Here is a 17,387-nt window from a genome sequence, read left to right on the forward strand (position 1 = left end):
GGGTGAGATGGTGCGGTCGAGAAGACTCGAACTTCCACGGCCTTTCGGCCACAACGACCTCAACGTTGCGCGTCTACCAGTTCCGCCACGACCGCACATCATGATGGTCCGGACGGGTCCGGCACCAGGTAGGAGCGCGCGCCTAGCAAAGCTTGCGGGGCGATGCAAGCGAGCTTCGCCGCTTTTATTTCTGCGCCCGCGAAGGCGCGATGCCCGCCACCACGGCGCCTGTCATCGAACCGACTCCGAAACGTCACCTAACTGTCACCGCTTTGGCGTCAGACCGTCATCGAATCACCCTAGTGGCGGCCTCACCGGGGACGAGGGGCAGTTTCGCTCGCCCGCGGCATGTTTTTCATCAGGGGCGCCGCTCAACGCATTTTGGGGCGCACACCGGGAACGGAGATTTTCATGGCGGCTTTCGCACGCATTCGTATGGTCATGCTCAGCGGCGTGGCCTGTTCCATTCTGGCCGCTTGCGGCGCTGACGGCGTTGCCTCGCCGGGCGAAGGCGTGATCGTCGTCCCCGCACCGACCCCGACTCCCACGCCGACCCCCACGCCGACTCCGACGCCCACCGGCGTGACGCCGGCCGCAAGCTGTCCGACGATCGCCGGCGCCGACCAGCTGACCGACCTCGGCACGATCACCGGCAATGAAGGCACCTGGCGAAACTGCGGCTTCCCCGCGCGTTTCAACTCGACCACCGCGATCCCGAAGGTCGCGGGCGTCATCTATTCGCTGCCCGGCCGCGTCGACGTCGGCACCGACCAGGGTGCCACTGAAGATGCCAGCGACCCGGCCGACGTTACGCTGACGATCGATCCGGGCGTCACCATCTTTGGTGCGACGGGCGTGTCATTCCTTGCCGTCAATCGCGGCAACAAGATCGACGCGGTCGGCACCCCGACGCAGCCGATCGTTTTCACCGGCCGCGGCAACGTCGTCGGCAGCGCAACCGACGACACGTCGCAGCTGTGGGGCGGCGTCGTCCTGCTCGGCCGCGCACCGGTCACCGACTGCCTCGCGCCCGCTGCGACCCCCGGCACGGCGGCGTGCGAACGCAACACCGAAGGCGCGACGAACGCCCTTTATGGCGGCGCCACCCCGAACGATAATTCGGGCCGCATGTCCTATGTCCAGATTCGCTATTCGGGCTTTGTCCTGTCGGCGAACAGCGAGCTGCAGGGTCTCACGCCGTCGGGTGTCGGGTCGGGCACGCAGATCGACCATATCCAGATCCACAACAGCTCGGACGACGGTGCCGAAGTGTTCGGTGGCCGCGTCAACATGAAGCATCTGATCATCACCGGCGCCGAAGATGACAGCCTCGACACCGACGTCGGCTATCAGGGCAACATCCAATATGTCATCGGCGTCCAGCGCGCCGGCGGTGCGGTTGGCGACTCGATGATGGAGATCGACTCGGACGGCAACGAGGACACGACGCCGCGCCAGCGCGTCGCCCTGTCGAACTTTACCTATATCCAGCGCAACAATGCGGCGGGTAACGGTGCGGCGATCCGCATCCGCGGCGGCGCCGACTACACCTTTGCCAACGGACTGATCGTCGCGCCGGGCATCCGCTGTCTGCGCATCGACAGCGCGACGACGACGCGCGCGGCCAACCCGGCGCTGGACGATCAGGGTCCGCCGCGCTTCCATTCGGTGTCGCTCCAGTGCAACAGCACGCCGTTCCGCGGTTCGAACGGCGTCACCGACGCCGAAGTCCAGGCCATCTTTGAGGCCGGCACCAACAACCGGTCGAACTATGTGCCCAGCCTGACCAACCTGTTCGTCAACGGCGCCACCGAAACCGGCTTCACGCCCTTCAACGCCAAGACGTTGGACGCCTTCTTCGACACGACCGCCTATGTCGGCGCCGTCCGCGACGCCAACGACACCTGGTATCGGGGTTGGACCTGCAATTCGGCGACGGCGAACTTCGGCACGTCAAGCGGCAGCTGCACCGGCATCCCGACGACCTGATCGCCCGCGATCGAATCTGGGGAGCGGGCTGCCACACCGGTCGGCCCGCTCCCTTCTTGACAATATCCCTGGGGACATAATCCATGACCAAGCGGCCGATCTTCGCCAGCCTGCTCCTCCTTAGCACCGCTCTTGTCGCCCCTGCCGCGCTTGCGCAGGACGGCAGCGCCGAACCGGCACCGGCCGCGGCCGACGAGCCCGTCGCCGATGAGGCTGCGCAGGACGAGGAGGCCGATGTTTCGATCCCCGGCGGCGCCGACGCCGAAATCGTCGTTACGGGTCGTTTCACCCCCAATGTCGTGCGTGCGACGCCCGAAGTCGTGTCGGTGTTGTCGTCGGCCGACATCGCGCGGACGGGCGAGGGCGACATTGCCGGTTCGCTCCAGCGCGTCACCGGCCTGTCGGTCGTCGGCAACGGTTTCGTCTATGTGCGCGGCCTTGGTGATCGCTATTCGCTCGCGCTGCTCAACGGATCGCCGCTGCCCAGCCCCGAACCGCTGAAGCGCGTCGTTCCGCTCGACCTATTCCCGTCGAACGTCATCGATTCGACGCTGGTGCAGAAAAGCTATTCGGCGAACTTCCCCGGCGAGTTCGGGGGCGGCGTCATCAACCTTACGACCAAGTCGACCCCGCGCGAAACCTTCCTGACCTTTTCGGGCGGCATCGGCTGGGACAGCGAGACGACGAACGAGCTTGGCTACACCTATTATGGCAGCGACACCGACTGGACGGGCTTCGACGACGGCACGCGCGACGTGCCGCCGCTGTTGAAGGCTGCCTTTGCCAGCGGCAAGCCGATCCTCGAGGGCGCCGATTTCACGCAGGACGACCTCGAAGCGATCCAGATGGAGCTGGTCAACGCCGAGACGAGCCTGCTTCAGCAGAACGACCATATCCCGGTTAACTGGTCGGCGGGCATCACCGGCGGCACGACGATCGCGCTGCCCGACGGCGAGCTTGGCATCATCGCGACGATGGGGATCAGCAACAAGTGGCGCACGCGCGACACGCTGCAACAGACTTCGCTGAACCGGGATCTGTCGGGCGATCCGCAGACGAGCTTCAACCGCGTCATCACCGACAACCGCATCGTCGTGAACGGCCTGCTCGGCCTTGGGCTCGAGCTTGGCGATCACAAGTTCCGCTGGACCAATTTGTTCATCCGCGACACGCTGAAGCAGGCGCGCCTCGGTCTTGGTGCCGACCGCAACCAGTCCGAACGCGACATTCTGGAGCAGGACACGGCGTGGTATGAGCGCCAGCTCATCAACACGCAGCTTGTCGCTGAGTTCGATTTCGACCGGCTTCAGCTCGACCTGCGCGGCGGCTATGCCAATTCGCAGCGCGAGGCGCCCTATGAACGCGGCTTCACCTATGTCCGCACCAATCTGCCGACCGCACAGGATCCCACCGGCGACAAGTTCGTCAACGATCTGGGGGGCAACCGCGGCGACGCGACGATCGCCTTTTCAGACCTGAACGAGGATCTGTGGTCGGGCGGCGTCGATCTGTCCTATGAACTGGCACCGCGCATCACCGCGACGGTCGGCTATGCCTATAGCGACACCAGCCGCACCGCCGTGCGGCGCGCCTTTCAGTTCCGCGGATCGAACCTGCCGGTCGAGGTCACGCAGCTGCGCCCCGACTATCTCCTCTCCGACGCGACGATCCAGCTTTACGACATCTCGCTGCTCGAAACCTCGGCGCAGGACGGGACTGCGGCGTTCGATGCGGCGCTGACGACGCACGCGGGCTATGCCCAGGTGCAGGCCGAGATCATTCCGGGGGTCAACGTCAACGCGGGCGTCCGTTACGAGGATGGCAATCAGACGGTGAGCCCGGTCGACCTGTTCAACACGGGCAGCAGCGCGATCGTCGCGACGAACCTGAAAAATGATTACTGGCTGCCCGCGGTCACGCTGACCTGGGAAGTCGCCCCCGACATGCAGCTGCGCCTCAACGGATCGAAGACGATCGCCCGGCCGCAGTTCCGCGAGCTGATTGCGCAGGTCTATCAGGACCCCGAATCGAACCGCGAGTTCCGCGGCAACCCGTCGCTGACCGACAGCGAGCTGTGGAACGCCGAGCTGCGGTACGAATGGTATTTCGATCGCGACCAGCGGTTCACGCTGGCCGGCTTCTACAAGTCGATCGACCGGCCGATCGAAACCTTCACCTCGATCAGCACCGACTCGGTCGCCAACTCGAGCTTTGCCAATGCGCCAAAGGCGACGCTTTACGGCGCCGAGGTCGAAGTGCAGAAATATTTCGCGCTTGATACGATGTCGGACGCGCCGTTCTGGCAGAGCCGCCGTCTCGTGCTGATCGGCAACTATACCTATACCAAATCCGAGCTGAAGGTTGGCGCCGATGATACGACGGTGATCAACGGCGTCACGCTCGACGCTGCCGACTTCTTCTTCGACGGGTCGCCGCTGACCGGCCAGTCGGATCATATCGTCAATTTCCAGATCGGGATCGAGGATCAGGACAGGCTGTCGCAGCAGACGATACTCGTCACCTATTCAAGCCCGCGCGTCACCAGCCGCGGTCCGTCGCAGCAGCCCGACATTCGCGAAAAGCCGGGCATTTCGGTCGATTTTGTGGCGCGGCAGGGCGTGACCCTGCTCAACAGGGAAATCGAGCTGAAGTTCGAGGCGCGCAACCTGACGGGGCGCACCTATAAGGAAGTGCAGGAAGCGGGCGATAATCGCATCTTCCTCAACCGTTACAAGCTGGGCCGGACCTTCTCGCTCAGCGCGTCGTTGAAGTTCTGACAGCGAGATGGCTCCTCCCCGCAAGGGGAGGAGCCATCGCGGCCTTGACGGACTCGCCCGGCCGACAAAAAACTGTAATCTTCCCGTCAACTGATTGTCACCAATCGCCCCTAGGCGATTCGCGAGGCACAGCGCATCAGTTGGGGGACAGGTAGATTTTCATGGCGACGCTGATGTCCCGATCGGCCGTTCGGTTGCCGCGCGCGCTGCCATCATGGCTGCGCGCGCGCGGCCGTTCGCCGCGTGCGGTCTGGCCGCAGCTGCTGGTCGGTCTGCTCGGCGCGCTGCTCGTGTGGCAGGCGGTGCGGCTCTTGTGGGTGCTGCTGACGCCCGTATCGCCGCTCGGCGCGTGGCAGCCGCAGGCGGCGGTGATTGCGCCGCCCGCCGAACGACGCGCGTTGTTCGCCAGTCTCGATCCCTTTTTTCGCGGCGCGGCGCAGGGGCCGGCGGCGGCGACCGTCACCTCGGCTGGCCTTACCCTCTTTGGCATCAATCTGAACGAAGCGACGGGTGGCGGTTCGGCGATCATCGCAGGCGAGGACGGCGTGCAGGCGAGCTATGCCGTCGGCGACGAAATCGCGCCGGGACTGAAGCTCGCGGGCGTCGCGTTTGACCATGTGCTGCTCGACCGCGGCGGCGCGCGCGAAAGCCTGTTCCTCGACCAGAGCGGTGCGGCGCCGGTCGCCACCCCCGCGACACCGCTGCCCGCGCCGACGGCCGAGGTTGGCGCGGCGACGAGCGGCGAACTGACCGCCGCGGCGATCAAGGCCGGGGTCGCTTTCGCGCCGCGAACCGAGAACGGCCGCGTCACGGGCATCGTCGTCCAGCCGCAGGGCGACGGCGCGACCTTCCGCGCTGCGGGGCTGCGGCCGGGCGACGTCATCCGGGCGGTGGGCGGCCGCCCGGTCGGATCGGCGAGCGATGCCGCCGCACTCGCCAACCAGCTTGTGCCGGGCGCGCGCATCGCGCTCGAAGTCGAACGCGGCGCCAGCGTCGTCCCCGTCGCCATCTTCCTTTCGAAGCAATAGGTATTATGCGTCTCAAACTGTCCCTGATGCTCGCCGCCGCGCTCGTTTCCGCAAGCCCCGCGCCGGCGATCGCGCAATATACGCTGAACGTGCGCGACGCCGACATTCGCGCTTTCATCCAGGATGCGGCGCGGATCACCGGGCGCACCTTCGTCATCGACGGGCGCGTCAACGGCAAGGTGTCGGTCGTCACCGACCGGCCGCTGTCACGCAGCGAATATTTCGAGATATTCCTTGCGACCCTGCGCTCGAACGGTCTTGTCGCGGTGCCGGGACCGAACGGCGCCTACCGCGTGCAGCCAATCGACGGCGCCGCAGCGCAGCCGGGCCGCATCGGCAGCGGCGGCGCGGCGCAGAACCAGTTCGTCACCGAAATCATCCGCCTGCGCCATATCGACGCGGTCGCCGCGGTCGAAACGCTGCGCCCGCTGGTCAGCGCGCAGGGATCGCTTACCGCCAACCGCAACGCCAACAGCCTGGTGGTCGCCGACTTCGCCGACAATATCCGCCGCATCCGCGCGCTCGCCGCAAGCATCGACCGCGACAGTTCGACCAGCCAGATCGTCACGCTCAAAAATGCCGGCGCGCGTGAGATCGCGGCGGCGCTTCAGGCGCTGGTCCCCGCGGCGGGCGAGGGCGCGCGCGCGCCCGTCGCGATCGTGCCGATCGACAGCAGCAATGCGATTGCACTGCGCGGCGACCAGGCGCTTGTGACGCGCTTCGTCGCAATGGCGAAAGAGCTTGACGCCAAGGCGGCGGGCGGCACCGAGCTGCGTGTATACTGGCTGGAACATGCCAATGCCGAAACGCTGCTGCCGACGTTGCAACAGCTTATCGGCGGCGGCAGCGATCCGGCGCAAAAGGCGGGATTGCCGCCTGCATCATCATCATCGTCTTCCGATGGCGGCAACAATGCCGCGCCGACCGCCGCGCCGTCCGCGCCCGCCTCGACCGGCGCCGGGGGCAGCGGCAGCATATCGACGCGCGGCCCGGCGATCGTCACGCGCTATGAAGGCGCCAACGCGATCATCGTCGCGGCAAACAGCGAAGTGCAGCGGATGCTCGGCGAACTGATCCGCCAGCTCGATGCGCGGCGCCAGCAGGTTCTGGTCGAGGCGATCGTCGTCGAAATCGGCGACGATGCGGCAAAGCGGCTCGGCGTCCAGTTCCTGCTCGGCGGCAAGAATATCCCCTTCGTCGCGACCAGCTACAGCAACGCCTCGCCCAATATCCTGACCCTGGGTGGCGCCTATGCCTCGACACAAATCACCGAGGAAACGACGACCACCGACGGCACCACCGTCGTCACCCAGACGACGAGCGCGCTCGGCGACGCCTTGCAGGAAGCGGCGGCGGCGCAGCTGCTTTCGGCGACCGGCGGCTTTGCCGGTTTTGCGGGCGACATCGGCAAAAACACGATCTTCGGCGCGATCATCAATGCGGTGAAATCGGATACGACGTCGAACCTGCTCGCCACGCCGCATATCGTGACGCTGGACAATCAGCCCGCCAAGTTCCTTGTCGGACAGGATGTGCCGATCACCACCGGCGAAAAGCTGGGCGACAATTTCGAAAACGCCTTTCGCACCGTTCAGCGCGAAGAGGTCGGCATCAAGCTGGAAGTGACGCCGCAGGTCAATGGCGCGGGCGAAGTGAAGATGTTCCTGCGCCAGGAAGTGTCGAGCGTCGCGGGTCCGGTGTCCTCGCGCAACAGCGACCTCATCCTCAACAAGCGGTCGTTCGAAACGGTGCTGACGGTCGACGACGGCGAAATCCTTGCGATCGGCGGACTGCTCAACGATGATGAGCGTCGGACGATCGAACGCATCCCGCTTTTGAGCGATATTCCGCTGCTCGGCGAACTATTCAAATCGCGCAGCCGCACGCGGTCGAAAACCAATCTGATGGTCTTCATCCGCCCGACGATCCTGAAAAGCCGTGCGGACAATGCCGCGCTGACCGCGCGCCGCTATGGCTATATCCGCAATTTCCAGCTCGAACGAAACCCCGACGTCGAACCTGCGATCGATACGCTGGTGCGCGATTATATGGGGACGACGCCGCCGTCGCCGCCGACCCCGGACGACGTCACCGTCGGCCCGGTCGATCTGCCCGCGCTGCGCGGCGCGGACGGCGCGGTGATCCAGACCGACGTGCCGCCATCGGTTTCCGAAGCCCCCGTCCCTCCCGCCGGAGACGTTCCGTGAGCGACAGCGAACCGGCCGCGCCCGCGACGGCGCCGGTCGACATCCCCTATGGCTTTGCGCGCGCACACGGCGTCGTCATCGCGCCGGGCGACGATGGCGTCTGGCTGGCGACCTTGCGCGAAGGCAGCGATCCGGCGGTGCTGATCGAGGTCAAGCGTTACCTTGCGCAACCGCTGCGCGTCGCGACTGCCGATGCCGCCGATTTCGACCGGCTGCTTTCGGACCATTATGCGGTCGACAGTTCGGCGGCGGCGATGGCGGGGTCGGTCGGCGGCGACGGGCTCGACCTCGGCATCCCCAGCGCCGAGGACCTGCTCGACAGCGCCGACGACGCCCCCGCGATCCGCCTGATCAACGCCATCATCGCCGAAGCGGTGCGGCAGGGGGTCAGCGACATCCATATCGAACCCTATGAAAGCGGGCTGGTCGTGCGGATGCGCGCCGACGGCGTGCTGCGCGAGCATCTGCGGATGCCGCCGCATGTCGCGCCGGTCGTCGTCAGCCGCATCAAGGTGATGGCACGGCTCGACATCGCCGAGCGCCGCGTGCCCCAGGATGGGCGTATCGCGCTGACGCTGGCGGGCAAAGCGATCGACGTGCGTGTTTCGACGCTGCCGAGCCGCGCGGGCGAGCGCGTCGTGATGCGCATCCTCGACAAGGAGGCCGCCGGGATCGACTTCGACATACTCGGCCTGTCGGGCGAGGCGGACCGGATCTTGCGCGAGGCGCTGGCCGAACCCAATGGCATCATCCTTGTCACCGGGCCGACCGGATCGGGCAAGACGACGACGCTCTATGCGGCATTGAAGCAGTTGAACGATGGCCAGCGCAACATCCTGACCGTCGAAGACCCGGTCGAATATGCCGTCGACGGCGTCGGGCAAACGCAGGTGAATGCCAAGGTCGGGCTCGATTTCGCCGCCGGACTGCGCGCGATCCTGCGCCAGGATCCCGATGTGGTGATGGTCGGCGAAATCCGCGACCGCGAGACCGCCGACATTGCGGTGCAGGCCTCGCTCACCGGCCACCTTGTCCTCTCGACCGTCCACACCAACGATGCGGTGGGGGCGATCACGCGCCTGAAAGATTTGAAGGTCGAACCCTTCCTGCTCGCCTCGACCCTGCGCGCGGTGATCGCGCAGCGGCTGGTCCGCAAGCTGTGCGACCAGTGCCGCGAGCCGGTGCAGGCCGACAACAGCATCGCCGCGATGCTGGGGCTCGACATCGGTACCGTCATCTGGCGGCCGAAGGGGTGCGAGGCGTGCGGCGGCACCGGGTTCAAGGGCCGCATCGGCGTGTTCGAGGCGATCAAGGTCGACGAGACGGTGCGCCGCTATATCTATGCCGGCGGCGATGAAGCGATGATCGCAAAGCACGCCTTTCTGAAATCGCCGACGCTGGCGTCCGCGGCGCGGGCGATGGTCGCGAAGGGGCTGACGACCGCCGAGGAAGCGATCCGCGTCGCGCGGCGCGAGGATGTCGATGCCTGATTATCGCTATGTGGCGATCGATCCCGCAGGCCGCGAACGCAAGGGGCGGCTGACCGCCGCGAACGACGATGCCGCGCGCGCCAGCCTGATCGCGCGCAGGTTCCACATTGTTGCGGTCGAGATGGCGGGAACGAAGGCGACGTCGGGCCGCTCGCTTTTCGCCTTTCGCAAGGACCGTCTCGGCCGCAAGGAGCTGGCGCTGTTCACGCGGCAACTCGCGACGCTCGCCGAAGTCGCGCCGCTCGAAGAGGCGCTGCGCACCTTGACGCGCCAGAGCGAGGCCGAAAGCGCGCGCGCGGTGATCGGCGATGTCCACGCCGGGCTGCTCGAAGGGCGCCGCCTTGCCGATGCAATGGCGCGCCAGCCGACGAGTTTCCCGCCGCTCTATCGCGCGATGGTCGCGGCGGGTGAAACGACGGGCAGCCTGACGGTGATCCTCGCACGGCTTGCCGACCTGCTCGAACGTCAGGCCGAGGTGCGCGGCAAGCTCATCGCCGCGCTCGCTTACCCGATCGTGCTCGCGGTGGTCGCGATCGGCGTTGTCGCGGCGCTGATGATCTTCGTCGTCCCGCGCGTCGTCGAACAATTCACCGACACCGGCCAGCAATTGCCCTTTCTGACGCGCGCGGTGATCGGCGTATCCAGCTTTGCCGCGAACTGGTGGTGGCTGATCGCGCTGCTGATGGTTGCCGCGGCGTTCGGCTGGGTCGCGGCGATGCGGCGGCCGACGTTCAAGGCGCGCGTCGATGCGCGGCTCTTGCGCCTGCCGCTGCTCGGCCGCCTGCTCCGCGATCTTTACGCCGCGCGCTTTGCGCGCACGCTCGCGACGATGGTGTCGAGCCGCCTGCCGCTGGTCGAAGGGCTGCGGCTGACCTTGCCGACGATCCGCAACGCCGCGCTGGCGGGTGCGACCGCGACGATCGTCGATCAGGTGCGCGCGGGCGGCAGCCTGTCGGCGGCTCTCCGCGATGCCGGGGTCTTTCCGCCGCTGCTTGTCTATATGACCGCAAGCGGCGAGAGCGCCGGGCGGCTCGAGGTGATGCTCGAACGCGCGGCCGATTATCTGGAACGTGAGTTCGACCGGTTCACCGCCGCGTCGATGGCGCTTCTCGAACCTGTCATAATTGTCGTTATGGGGTCATGCGTGGCTCTCATCATCCTCGCCATTCTGCTGCCGATCCTTCAGTTGCAGAATCTAGCCGGACTGTAATAAATGTCGCTGATGCAGCTTTTCCTTCGCCTGATGCTCGACACCTCCTTTTCGGGAGCGCGTCGCCCGCGGGTTATCGGTCGCCGAAAAAAGGGCGAGCGCGGGTTCACGCTGACCGAGTTGATGGTCGTCATCTTCATCATCGGCCTGCTTGCGACGGTGGTGATGATCAACGTCCTGCCCAGCCAGGACCGCGCGATGGTGACGAAGGCCAAGGCCGACATCGCGACGCTCGAAAACGCGCTCGAACAATATCGGCTCGACAATCTGGCCTATCCGCCCTCGACCGACGGGCTGAACGCACTGGTCACCGCCCCGCCGTCGCTGGCGCAGCCCGAACGCTATCGCCGCGGCGGCTATATCAAGAAACTGCCCGAAGATCCGTGGGGCCGCCCCTATAATTATCAGGCGCCCGGTCCGAACGGCAAGGCGTTCGACATCTGGTCGCTCGGCGCCGACGGTGCGCCCGGCGGGACCGACGAAAATGCGGACATTCGCAGCGACGGCTGAAGCCCGCGCCCGCGCGCGCCCCGACGCCAACGGATTCACGCTGGTTGAACTGATGGTGGTGCTCGCGATCCTTGCGCTCGCGGCGACCGCGGTGGTGCTGACGATTCCCGGCGAGGAGCGCAGCGTGCGCAGCGAGGCCGACCGGCTCGCCGCGCGCCTCGCCGCCGCGCGCGACGTCGCGGTGATCGAGGGGCGCAGCGTCGCGGTCCGCTTTGCGCCGTCGGGTTACGGCTTTGAACGCCGGATCGCGGGCGAATGGCAGCCCCTGCCCGGCCGCCCCTTTGAACAGCGGAGCTGGCCCGCCGAGGTGTCCTTTTCGGCCGAAGGCGGGCAGGCGGTCGCGCGCATCCTGTTCGACCGCGTGGGGGCCAGCCCGACGCCGCAGGCGGTGATTCTGTCGGGCGGCGATGCGCGCGAGATCGTCCGCGTGTCGGCGATGGGGGAGGTCAGCCGTGAGCGCTGACGTGCCGCATCGGGGCGAAGGCGGCTTTACCCTGCTCGAAATGCTGGTGGCGCTCAGCATCATCAGCATCGCCGCGCTGACGCTGGTGCGGCTCGACGCTTATGCGGTGCGCACCGCGGGCGACCTTGATGTCAGCACCGTCGCGGGCATCGTCGCACAGAATCGCGCGGTCGAGCTGTGGACCGACCCCGCGCCGCCGACGATCGGCAACAGCGCGATTGGCGTCGCCAACGCCGGGCGCAACTGGCGCATCGACCAGCGTGTGACGAAAACCGCCGACGCCGCGCTGCTGCGGATCGACCTGCTCGTCCGTCCCGAAGGGGGCGGCGGGCAGGCGGCGCTGACGATCATCCGGCCGGCGCGATGAACGATCAGCGCGGATTCACCCTGGTCGAGATGCTCGTGGCGTTGTCGCTGTTCGCGGCGATCGCGGCGATGGGCGTCGGCTTGCTTCGCAGCAGCATCGACACGCAGGATGCGGTGCAGGAGCGGCTGAAGGGCATGAGCGGGATGAACCGTGCGCGCGCGGTGATGGCGAATGATCTGGCGCAGGCGGTCCAGCGCCCGACGCGCGGGCCGGCGGGCGAGGCGGTGCCGGCGTTCGTCGGGACTGCCACCGGCTTTGCCTTTGTCCACGCGGGCGCGGCGGCATTGGACGGCAGCCGGCGGCCCGCGGTCGAACGTGTCGGCTATGCGCTTGTCGGCAGCGAATGGCGGCGCGCGACGCAGCCAATGCTCGACGGAACGGCGCTGGGCGATGGCGACCGGCTGCTGGACGCGGTCGCCGCGGCGCGGGTGCGCTATCGCGACGAGGCGGGGAACTGGGGCGAGAGCTGGACGTCGGAGCCGGGCGACCGCCTGCCGCGCGCGGTCGAGCTGCGCATCAGCCGCGCGGGCCGCGCGCCGCTGACGATGCTGTTTCTCACCGCGCCGACCTTGCTGCCGCCGCCAGCAATCGCGGGGGCGGCGCCATGAAGCCTTCGCCGGGCGAACGCGGCGCGGCCTTGCTCAGCGTCCTGCTGCTCGTTGCCGTGATGGCGGTGATCGCGGCGACCGCGCTCGACCGGCTGACGCTGGCAACGCGGATCGCGGGCAGCGCGGCGACGGTCGATCAGGGACGTGCCTACAGCTTCGCCGCCGAACAGATTGCGCTTCGCCGCGTCGCCGATCTGGTCGGGCGCGATCCGGCGAAACTGACGCTGGCGGGCGATTGGCTGGGGCGCGATTTCGTGCTGCCCTTGCCCGGCGGCGAAGGCCGCGCGCGGCTGACCGACGCGAATAATTGCTTCAACCTCAACAGCCTGGTCGCCGAAACGGTGCCGGGGCGCCTGACGCAGCGCATGGGGGCGCAGCAGCAATTCGCCGCGCTGATGACCCTGCTCGGCATCGAGGACGGCGAAGCGCAAGCGATCGCGGGTGCCGCCGCCGACTGGATCGACAGCGACAGCAACGAAGGACGGCTCGGCGCCGAGGATAATGTGTATCGGTCGCTGCCCGGCGCCTATCTGCCCGCGAACCGCAAGATGGCGCATGTCAGCGAGCTGCGCGCGGTGCGCGGGGTCAGCGCCAAAATCTATGCGCGGCTCTTGCCATGGGTTTGCGCGCTGCCGTCGACTGACCCGGTAAGGCTCAACGTCAACACGCTCGCCGCCGGGCAGGCGCCGCTCGTTGCGATGCTGTGGCCGGGGGAAATCGACGTGGCAACCGCGCGGGCGGCGCTAGCCGCGCGCCCCGCGGGCGGCTATGGCAGCAGCGTGCGATTCTGGGAGGCGCCGGCGTTCGATCGCCGCAAGCCGCCGACCGATGTCGCCGAGCAGGCGGCGGTGACCAGCCGCTGGCTGGTGCTGACGACCAATGTGACGATGGGGGACGGGTTTTTGACGGCAGTTTCACTCATCGACGCCAATGGCGGCGCGCCGTCGGCCGGCATGGCCCCGCCCGTGATCGTGCGCCGCGACTGGGGCGAGAGCGACTGACGTGACGCGCACCCTGCTGATCTGGCTGCCCCCCGTGGCGGCGCTTGCGAACGACGATGCCGCCCCCGCCGCGTGGCTGCGCGTCGACGACGGCCTTGTCGTCGACAGCGGGCAGGATGATGGCTGGGTCGCCGATTGGGAAAAGCGGGGCGACGACGGCCCCGACGACCGGCTGGTCGCGCTGGCGCCCGCCTGCGACGTCCCGCTGCGCTGGCACCATTATCCCGACGCGGCCCCGGCTCAGGCCGCTGCCGCAGCGCGGATCGACGCGCTGAAGGACAGTCTGGGCGATGCGGCGGGGCTGCATGTCGTCGCCGGACAGCCCGCCGAGATGGGGCAAACGGTGCCCGTGGCGGTGACGACCCATGCGGCGATGACGGGCTGGACCGGCTGGCTGGCCGCGCGCGGGTTGAGCGCGGCGGCGATCATTCCGGCTGCGGCCGCGGTGCCGCCCCCCGAAGCCGACAGCCTGTGGGCGGCCGAACTGGGCGGTGAGCGGATCATCCGGTCGGCCGACCGCGCCTGGGCGTCGGACCCCGAACTCGATCCGCTGATCGCGGGCAATCACGATGTCGCGCCGCTCGATGCCGAAACGATGCGCGACGCGCTGCTGCTCACGCTCGCGGCGCCGCCGCTCGACCTGTTGAGCGGCGCGTGGAAGCCGAAGCGCCGCTGGGCAGTCGATCCGGCGATGTTGCGGCGCGCGAAACAGCTGGCGATCGCGCTGGTCGTGGTGAGCGCTGCGGTGCCGCTTGTTTACGCGCTGCGCCTGTCGGCCGACACGAGCCGCGCCGACGAGGCGGTGGTCGCCATGGCGAAAAAAGCGGGGGTGACCGCGTCCGATGCCAGCGCGGCGGAAACCGAAATCGACCGTCGGCTTGCCGCGGCGGGGGGCGGGCCGCTCGCCTTTTCGGTGCCCGCTTCGGCGCTGTACGACGCGATGCGCGATGCGCCGGGCGTGTCGCTGAAAACCCTGTCGCACCGCACCGACGGCACGCTGACGACGACGCTCGCGGCGCCGCGCGTCGATGACATCAACCAGGTGCTGCTGGCGCTGCAGGCGCGCGGCTATCGCATCACCGCACAGCCGATGGCGGGCACCGACGGGCAGCAGATGGCCAATATCACGATCCGGGCGGTGCCATGACCGACAGGCTGAAAAACTGGTGGACCGGATTGTCGGGGCGCGAACGCTGGCTGGTCGGCATCGCCGCGGTGCTGGCGCTGGGCGTGCTTGGTTGGGGAATCGCGCGGCCCGCCGTTGCCGTCTTCATCGACCTGGAAAGCCGCCACCGCGCCGCGATCGAGCGCGAGGGGCGGGTCGCGGCGAAGGTCGCGCTGCTCGGTGCGCGCCCCGCGAAATCGGTCGCGGCGGGCGTGGACGCGGGCGCTATCGACCAGTTTCTTCAGCAGTCGGCGGGGGAGATCGGGCTGACGCTCGACCGCAACGAAGCGCGCGGCGCCAATCAGGCGACGATTGCCATCGCCACGGCAAAGGCGCCGGTGCTCACCGACTGGCTCGCCGCGCTCGAAGCGCAGGGCTTCATCATCGACCAGCTGACGATCACCCCCGCCGCGGACGGCACCGTCGGGATGACGGCGGAACTCCGAAAGGGCGGACGATGAACGCGCGGCGGATATGGATCGTCGCGGCGGCGCTGCTTGCGCTCGTCCTGCTTGTCGCGACCTTTCCGATGCGCCTCGCGCTCGGCTGGTCGGGCGCAAGCGATGCCGGCGTGTCGGCGCGCGCGGTGCGCGGGTCGGTGTGGTCGGCCGAGCTGGTCGACGCTCGGCTCGGCGCGCTGCCGCTCGGCACGGTGCGCGCCAGCCTGTCGCCGCTGGCGCTGCTCACCGGCGAAACCGAACTCGCTTTCGAACGCAGCGACGACCGGCTCGGCGCGCTTGCGGGGCGGCTGCACGGCAGCAATCCGCGCGGCATGTCCGACGTCAGCGGGACGAGCGCGTTGGCGAGCGGGCTGGGCCTGATCCCGGTCGATACGATCCGCTTCGACGGTGCGACGGTGCGGTTCAACGATGCCGGCAAATGTGTCAGCGCGGGCGGGCGGATTCAGCTGATGGTTGCCGCGCCGATTGCGGGGCTTGACCTGTCGCGCGGCCTTTCCGGGCCGCTGCGCTGTGCGAATGGGCGCGCCCAGGCAGCGCTTGCCAGCCAGTCGGGGATGGAGCGGCTGACGATCGGCTTTGACGGTGGCGGCGCGTGGGTTGCGCGACTGGCGATCAATGTCGACCGCGATCCGGCGATGGCGGCGGCGCTCGCAGCGCGGGGCTTCCGTGCCGGACCGGGCGGGTTCGTGCTGGCGACATCGGGCCGCTTCTGACGTGGCGATCCTCGATGCCTTGCCCTTCGGCACGGGCATCCTTCTGGCCGGGCTGATCGGGCTGCTGCTTGGCAGTTTCATTGCCACGCTGGTGCTGCGCTGGCCCGCCGGGCGTTCGCTGCGCGGGCGTTCGCAATGCGACGGCTGCGGACGGGCACTCGGCGTGCGCGATCTGGTGCCGATCCTGTCGGCGTTATTGTCGCGTGGGCGGTGCCGGACGTGCGGCGCGGCGATCGACCCGTTTCATGGCCGGGTGGAGCTGGCATCGGCGCTGATCGGCGCCGCGGCACTGGCGCTGTTGCCTGGCACGGCGGGCTGGCTTTGGGCGCTGTTCGGCTGGCTGCTGCTGCCGCTCGCGCTGCTCGATGCGCGGCATTTCTGGCTGCCCGACCGGCTGACGCTGGTTCTGGCCGTCGCGGGGCTGTTGTTCGCGGGGCCGATGCTCGGCACGTCGCTGGTCGATCGCTGGATCGGGGCGCTGGCTGGGGGTGGCGCGCTGGCGCTGCTCGCCTGGCTCTATGCGCGGGCGCGACGACGGGACGGCATGGGCGGCGGCGACCCCAAACTCGCCGCAGCGATCGGCGCATGGCTCGGCTGGCAGACCCTGCCGCTGATGCTGCTGCTCGCCAGCCTGAGCGGGATCGTCGGGGCGCTGGCCCTTCAGCGAAAAGGGGACCGGCCGCTCGGCGAGCGGCGAGTCCCCTTCGGTGCATTTCTGGGCGGCGCCGCCTTTGCCACGGTTCCGCTCTGGCCGCTGCTGGTTCAGTTTCAGCTGCGCTGAAACTGGCCAGTGCCCTTCTCTGACGGGGTCGGAGAAAATCAACGCCCGATAACGACGGTCACCGCGCGGCGGTTCTGCGCCCAGGCTTCCTCGTTCGACCCGATCGCCGCGGGGCGCTCCTTGCCATAGCTGATGACGCTGATGCGCGAGGGATCGATGCCGAGCGAGGCGAGGTAGTTTTTCGCCGCATTGGCGCGGCGTTCGCCGAGCGCGATATTATAGTCGCGCGTGCCGCGTTCGTCGGCGTGACCCTCCAGCGTGACGCGCACCGCGGGATTGCGCTGCAGCCATTGCGCCTGGCTTTGCAGCGTCGCCTGATCCTGCGCATCGACATTATACTGGTCGAAGTCGAAAAAGATGCGGTCGGATGTGACATTGGCAACGAAGTCTTCCTGCGATCCCGGAACGACGCCGGTGCCCGTGTCGACGCCCGTATCGGTCCCGGTGCCTTCGGGCGCGGGGGGCAGCGTGTCGGGGGCCTTTTTTGCGCAGGCGCCAACAGCAAGCATGGTGATCGCCGCGATCATCGCGGTGCTTTTGCGTATCGTCATGTCTTCTGTCCTCTTGTTCTGGTGGAAAAAACCTTCGGGAGCGCATTTTTTGCGCGGTCGCGACGC

At 67.9% G+C, this 17,387-nt stretch carries 16 protein-coding genes and 1 tRNA gene; 15 read left to right on the forward strand and 2 right to left on the reverse strand.

Annotated features, from left to right (window positions below; all coding sequences use genetic code 11):
- Positions 1–8: 8 nt before the first annotated feature.
- Positions 9–95 (reverse strand) — tRNA-Leu (locus HUW43_RS15110).
- A 316-nt stretch (positions 96–411) separates the two neighbouring features.
- Between HUW43_RS15110 and HUW43_RS15115 the strand changes: the two genes are divergently transcribed.
- The 15 genes from HUW43_RS15115 to HUW43_RS15185 all read left to right on the forward strand — a co-directional run bounded on the left by HUW43_RS15115 (position 412) and on the right by HUW43_RS15185 (position 16,770).
- The gene (locus HUW43_RS15115; protein ID WP_188238169.1) at positions 412–1,989 is read left to right on the forward strand and encodes a hypothetical protein; all 1,578 of its coding nucleotides are present in this window, start codon (positions 412–414) and stop codon (positions 1,987–1,989) included.
- Between the two features lie 83 nt (positions 1,990–2,072).
- Positions 2,073–4,766, forward strand: a complete 2,694-nt coding sequence (locus HUW43_RS15120; RefSeq protein WP_188238170.1) for a TonB-dependent receptor domain-containing protein — start codon at positions 2,073–2,075, stop codon at positions 4,764–4,766.
- A 161-nt stretch (positions 4,767–4,927) separates the two neighbouring features.
- Positions 4,928–5,794, forward strand: a complete 867-nt coding sequence (locus HUW43_RS15125) for a type II secretion system protein N (protein WP_188238171.1) — start codon at positions 4,928–4,930, stop codon at positions 5,792–5,794.
- Positions 5,795–5,799: 5 nt separating this feature from the next.
- The gene (gene gspD, locus HUW43_RS15130; RefSeq protein ID WP_188238172.1) at positions 5,800–8,001 is read left to right on the forward strand and encodes a type II secretion system secretin GspD; all 2,202 of its coding nucleotides are present in this window, start codon (positions 5,800–5,802) and stop codon (positions 7,999–8,001) included.
- On the forward strand, positions 7,998–9,491 hold the full coding sequence (locus HUW43_RS15135; protein ID WP_188238173.1) for a GspE/PulE family protein: 1,494 nt from the start codon (positions 7,998–8,000) through the stop codon (positions 9,489–9,491). Before gspD ends, HUW43_RS15135 begins: the two co-directional genes overlap by 4 nt.
- Complete coding sequence (gene gspF / locus HUW43_RS15140; protein ID WP_188238174.1) at positions 9,484–10,701, forward strand: type II secretion system inner membrane protein GspF; 1,218 nt, start codon at positions 9,484–9,486, stop codon at positions 10,699–10,701. The genes HUW43_RS15135 and gspF overlap by 8 nt, the downstream gene beginning before the upstream one ends.
- A 3-nt stretch (positions 10,702–10,704) precedes the next feature.
- A complete protein-coding gene (gene gspG, locus HUW43_RS15145) occupies positions 10,705–11,211 on the forward strand; it encodes a type II secretion system major pseudopilin GspG (protein ID WP_188238175.1) in 507 nt (168 codons plus the stop codon).
- Positions 11,186–11,674, forward strand: coding sequence for a GspH/FimT family pseudopilin (locus tag HUW43_RS15150; protein ID WP_188238176.1), 489 nt, complete (start codon positions 11,186–11,188; stop codon positions 11,672–11,674). Before gspG ends, HUW43_RS15150 begins: the two co-directional genes overlap by 26 nt.
- Complete coding sequence (gene gspI, locus HUW43_RS15155; protein WP_188238177.1) at positions 11,664–12,041, forward strand: type II secretion system minor pseudopilin GspI; 378 nt, start codon at positions 11,664–11,666, stop codon at positions 12,039–12,041. The genes HUW43_RS15150 and gspI overlap by 11 nt, the downstream gene beginning before the upstream one ends.
- On the forward strand, positions 12,038–12,649 hold the full coding sequence (gspJ, locus tag HUW43_RS15160; RefSeq protein ID WP_188238178.1) for a type II secretion system minor pseudopilin GspJ: 612 nt from the start codon (positions 12,038–12,040) through the stop codon (positions 12,647–12,649). Before gspI ends, gspJ begins: the two co-directional genes overlap by 4 nt.
- Positions 12,646–13,650 carry a type II secretion system minor pseudopilin GspK gene (gene gspK / locus HUW43_RS15165; protein ID WP_188238179.1) on the forward strand — a complete coding sequence of 335 codons (1,005 nt, stop codon included), beginning with the start codon at positions 12,646–12,648 and terminating at the stop codon, positions 13,648–13,650. The genes gspJ and gspK overlap by 4 nt, the downstream gene beginning before the upstream one ends.
- A gap of 1 nt (position 13,651) precedes the next feature.
- The gene (gspL, locus tag HUW43_RS15170; protein ID WP_317450876.1) at positions 13,652–14,797 is read left to right on the forward strand and encodes a type II secretion system protein GspL; all 1,146 of its coding nucleotides are present in this window, start codon (positions 13,652–13,654) and stop codon (positions 14,795–14,797) included.
- Entirely contained in the window at positions 14,794–15,276 is a 483-nt protein-coding gene (gspM, locus tag HUW43_RS15175) for a type II secretion system protein GspM (RefSeq protein WP_188238180.1), read from the forward strand. Before gspL ends, gspM begins: the two co-directional genes overlap by 4 nt.
- Complete coding sequence (gene gspN, locus HUW43_RS15180; protein ID WP_188238181.1) at positions 15,273–15,989, forward strand: type II secretion system protein N; 717 nt, start codon at positions 15,273–15,275, stop codon at positions 15,987–15,989. The genes gspM and gspN overlap by 4 nt, the downstream gene beginning before the upstream one ends.
- 7 nt (positions 15,990–15,996) lie before the next feature.
- Positions 15,997–16,770, forward strand: a complete 774-nt coding sequence (locus HUW43_RS15185) for a prepilin peptidase (protein ID WP_411157955.1) — start codon at positions 15,997–15,999, stop codon at positions 16,768–16,770.
- Positions 16,771–16,808: 38 nt separating this feature from the next.
- Here the strand turns inward: HUW43_RS15185 and pal are convergent, their stop codons facing one another.
- Positions 16,809–17,321 carry a peptidoglycan-associated lipoprotein Pal gene (pal, locus tag HUW43_RS15190; RefSeq protein ID WP_188238183.1) on the reverse strand — a complete coding sequence of 171 codons (513 nt, stop codon included), beginning with the start codon at positions 17,319–17,321 and terminating at the stop codon, positions 16,809–16,811.
- Positions 17,322–17,387: the final 66 nt, after the last annotated feature.

This window comes from Sphingopyxis sp. LK2115, assembly GCF_014595975.1.
In the GTDB taxonomy this organism is placed as follows: domain Bacteria; phylum Pseudomonadota; class Alphaproteobacteria; order Sphingomonadales; family Sphingomonadaceae; genus Sphingopyxis.

Bases quoted from the DNA above. Each gene is read 5' to 3' on its own strand.
- HUW43_RS15115 (WP_188238169.1), top strand. From the start codon at position 412: ATGGCGGCTTTCGCACGCATTCGTATGGTCATGCTCAGCGGCGTGGCC.
- HUW43_RS15120 (WP_188238170.1), top strand. From the start codon at position 2,073: ATGACCAAGCGGCCGATCTTCGCCAGCCTGCTCCTCCTTAGCACCGCT.
- HUW43_RS15125 (WP_188238171.1), top strand. From the start codon at position 4,928: ATGGCGACGCTGATGTCCCGATCGGCCGTTCGGTTGCCGCGCGCGCTG.
- gspD (WP_188238172.1), top strand. From the start codon at position 5,800: ATGCGTCTCAAACTGTCCCTGATGCTCGCCGCCGCGCTCGTTTCCGCA.
- gspF (WP_188238174.1), top strand. From the start codon at position 9,484: ATGCCTGATTATCGCTATGTGGCGATCGATCCCGCAGGCCGCGAACGC.
- gspG (WP_188238175.1), top strand. From the start codon at position 10,705: ATGTCGCTGATGCAGCTTTTCCTTCGCCTGATGCTCGACACCTCCTTT.
- HUW43_RS15150 (WP_188238176.1), top strand. From the start codon at position 11,186: ATGCGGACATTCGCAGCGACGGCTGAAGCCCGCGCCCGCGCGCGCCCC.
- gspJ (WP_188238178.1), top strand. From the start codon at position 12,038: ATGAACGATCAGCGCGGATTCACCCTGGTCGAGATGCTCGTGGCGTTG.
- gspK (WP_188238179.1), top strand. From the start codon at position 12,646: ATGAAGCCTTCGCCGGGCGAACGCGGCGCGGCCTTGCTCAGCGTCCTG.
- gspM (WP_188238180.1), top strand. From the start codon at position 14,794: ATGACCGACAGGCTGAAAAACTGGTGGACCGGATTGTCGGGGCGCGAA.
- gspN (WP_188238181.1), top strand. From the start codon at position 15,273: ATGAACGCGCGGCGGATATGGATCGTCGCGGCGGCGCTGCTTGCGCTC.
- pal (WP_188238183.1), bottom strand. From the start codon at position 17,321: ATGACGATACGCAAAAGCACCGCGATGATCGCGGCGATCACCATGCTT.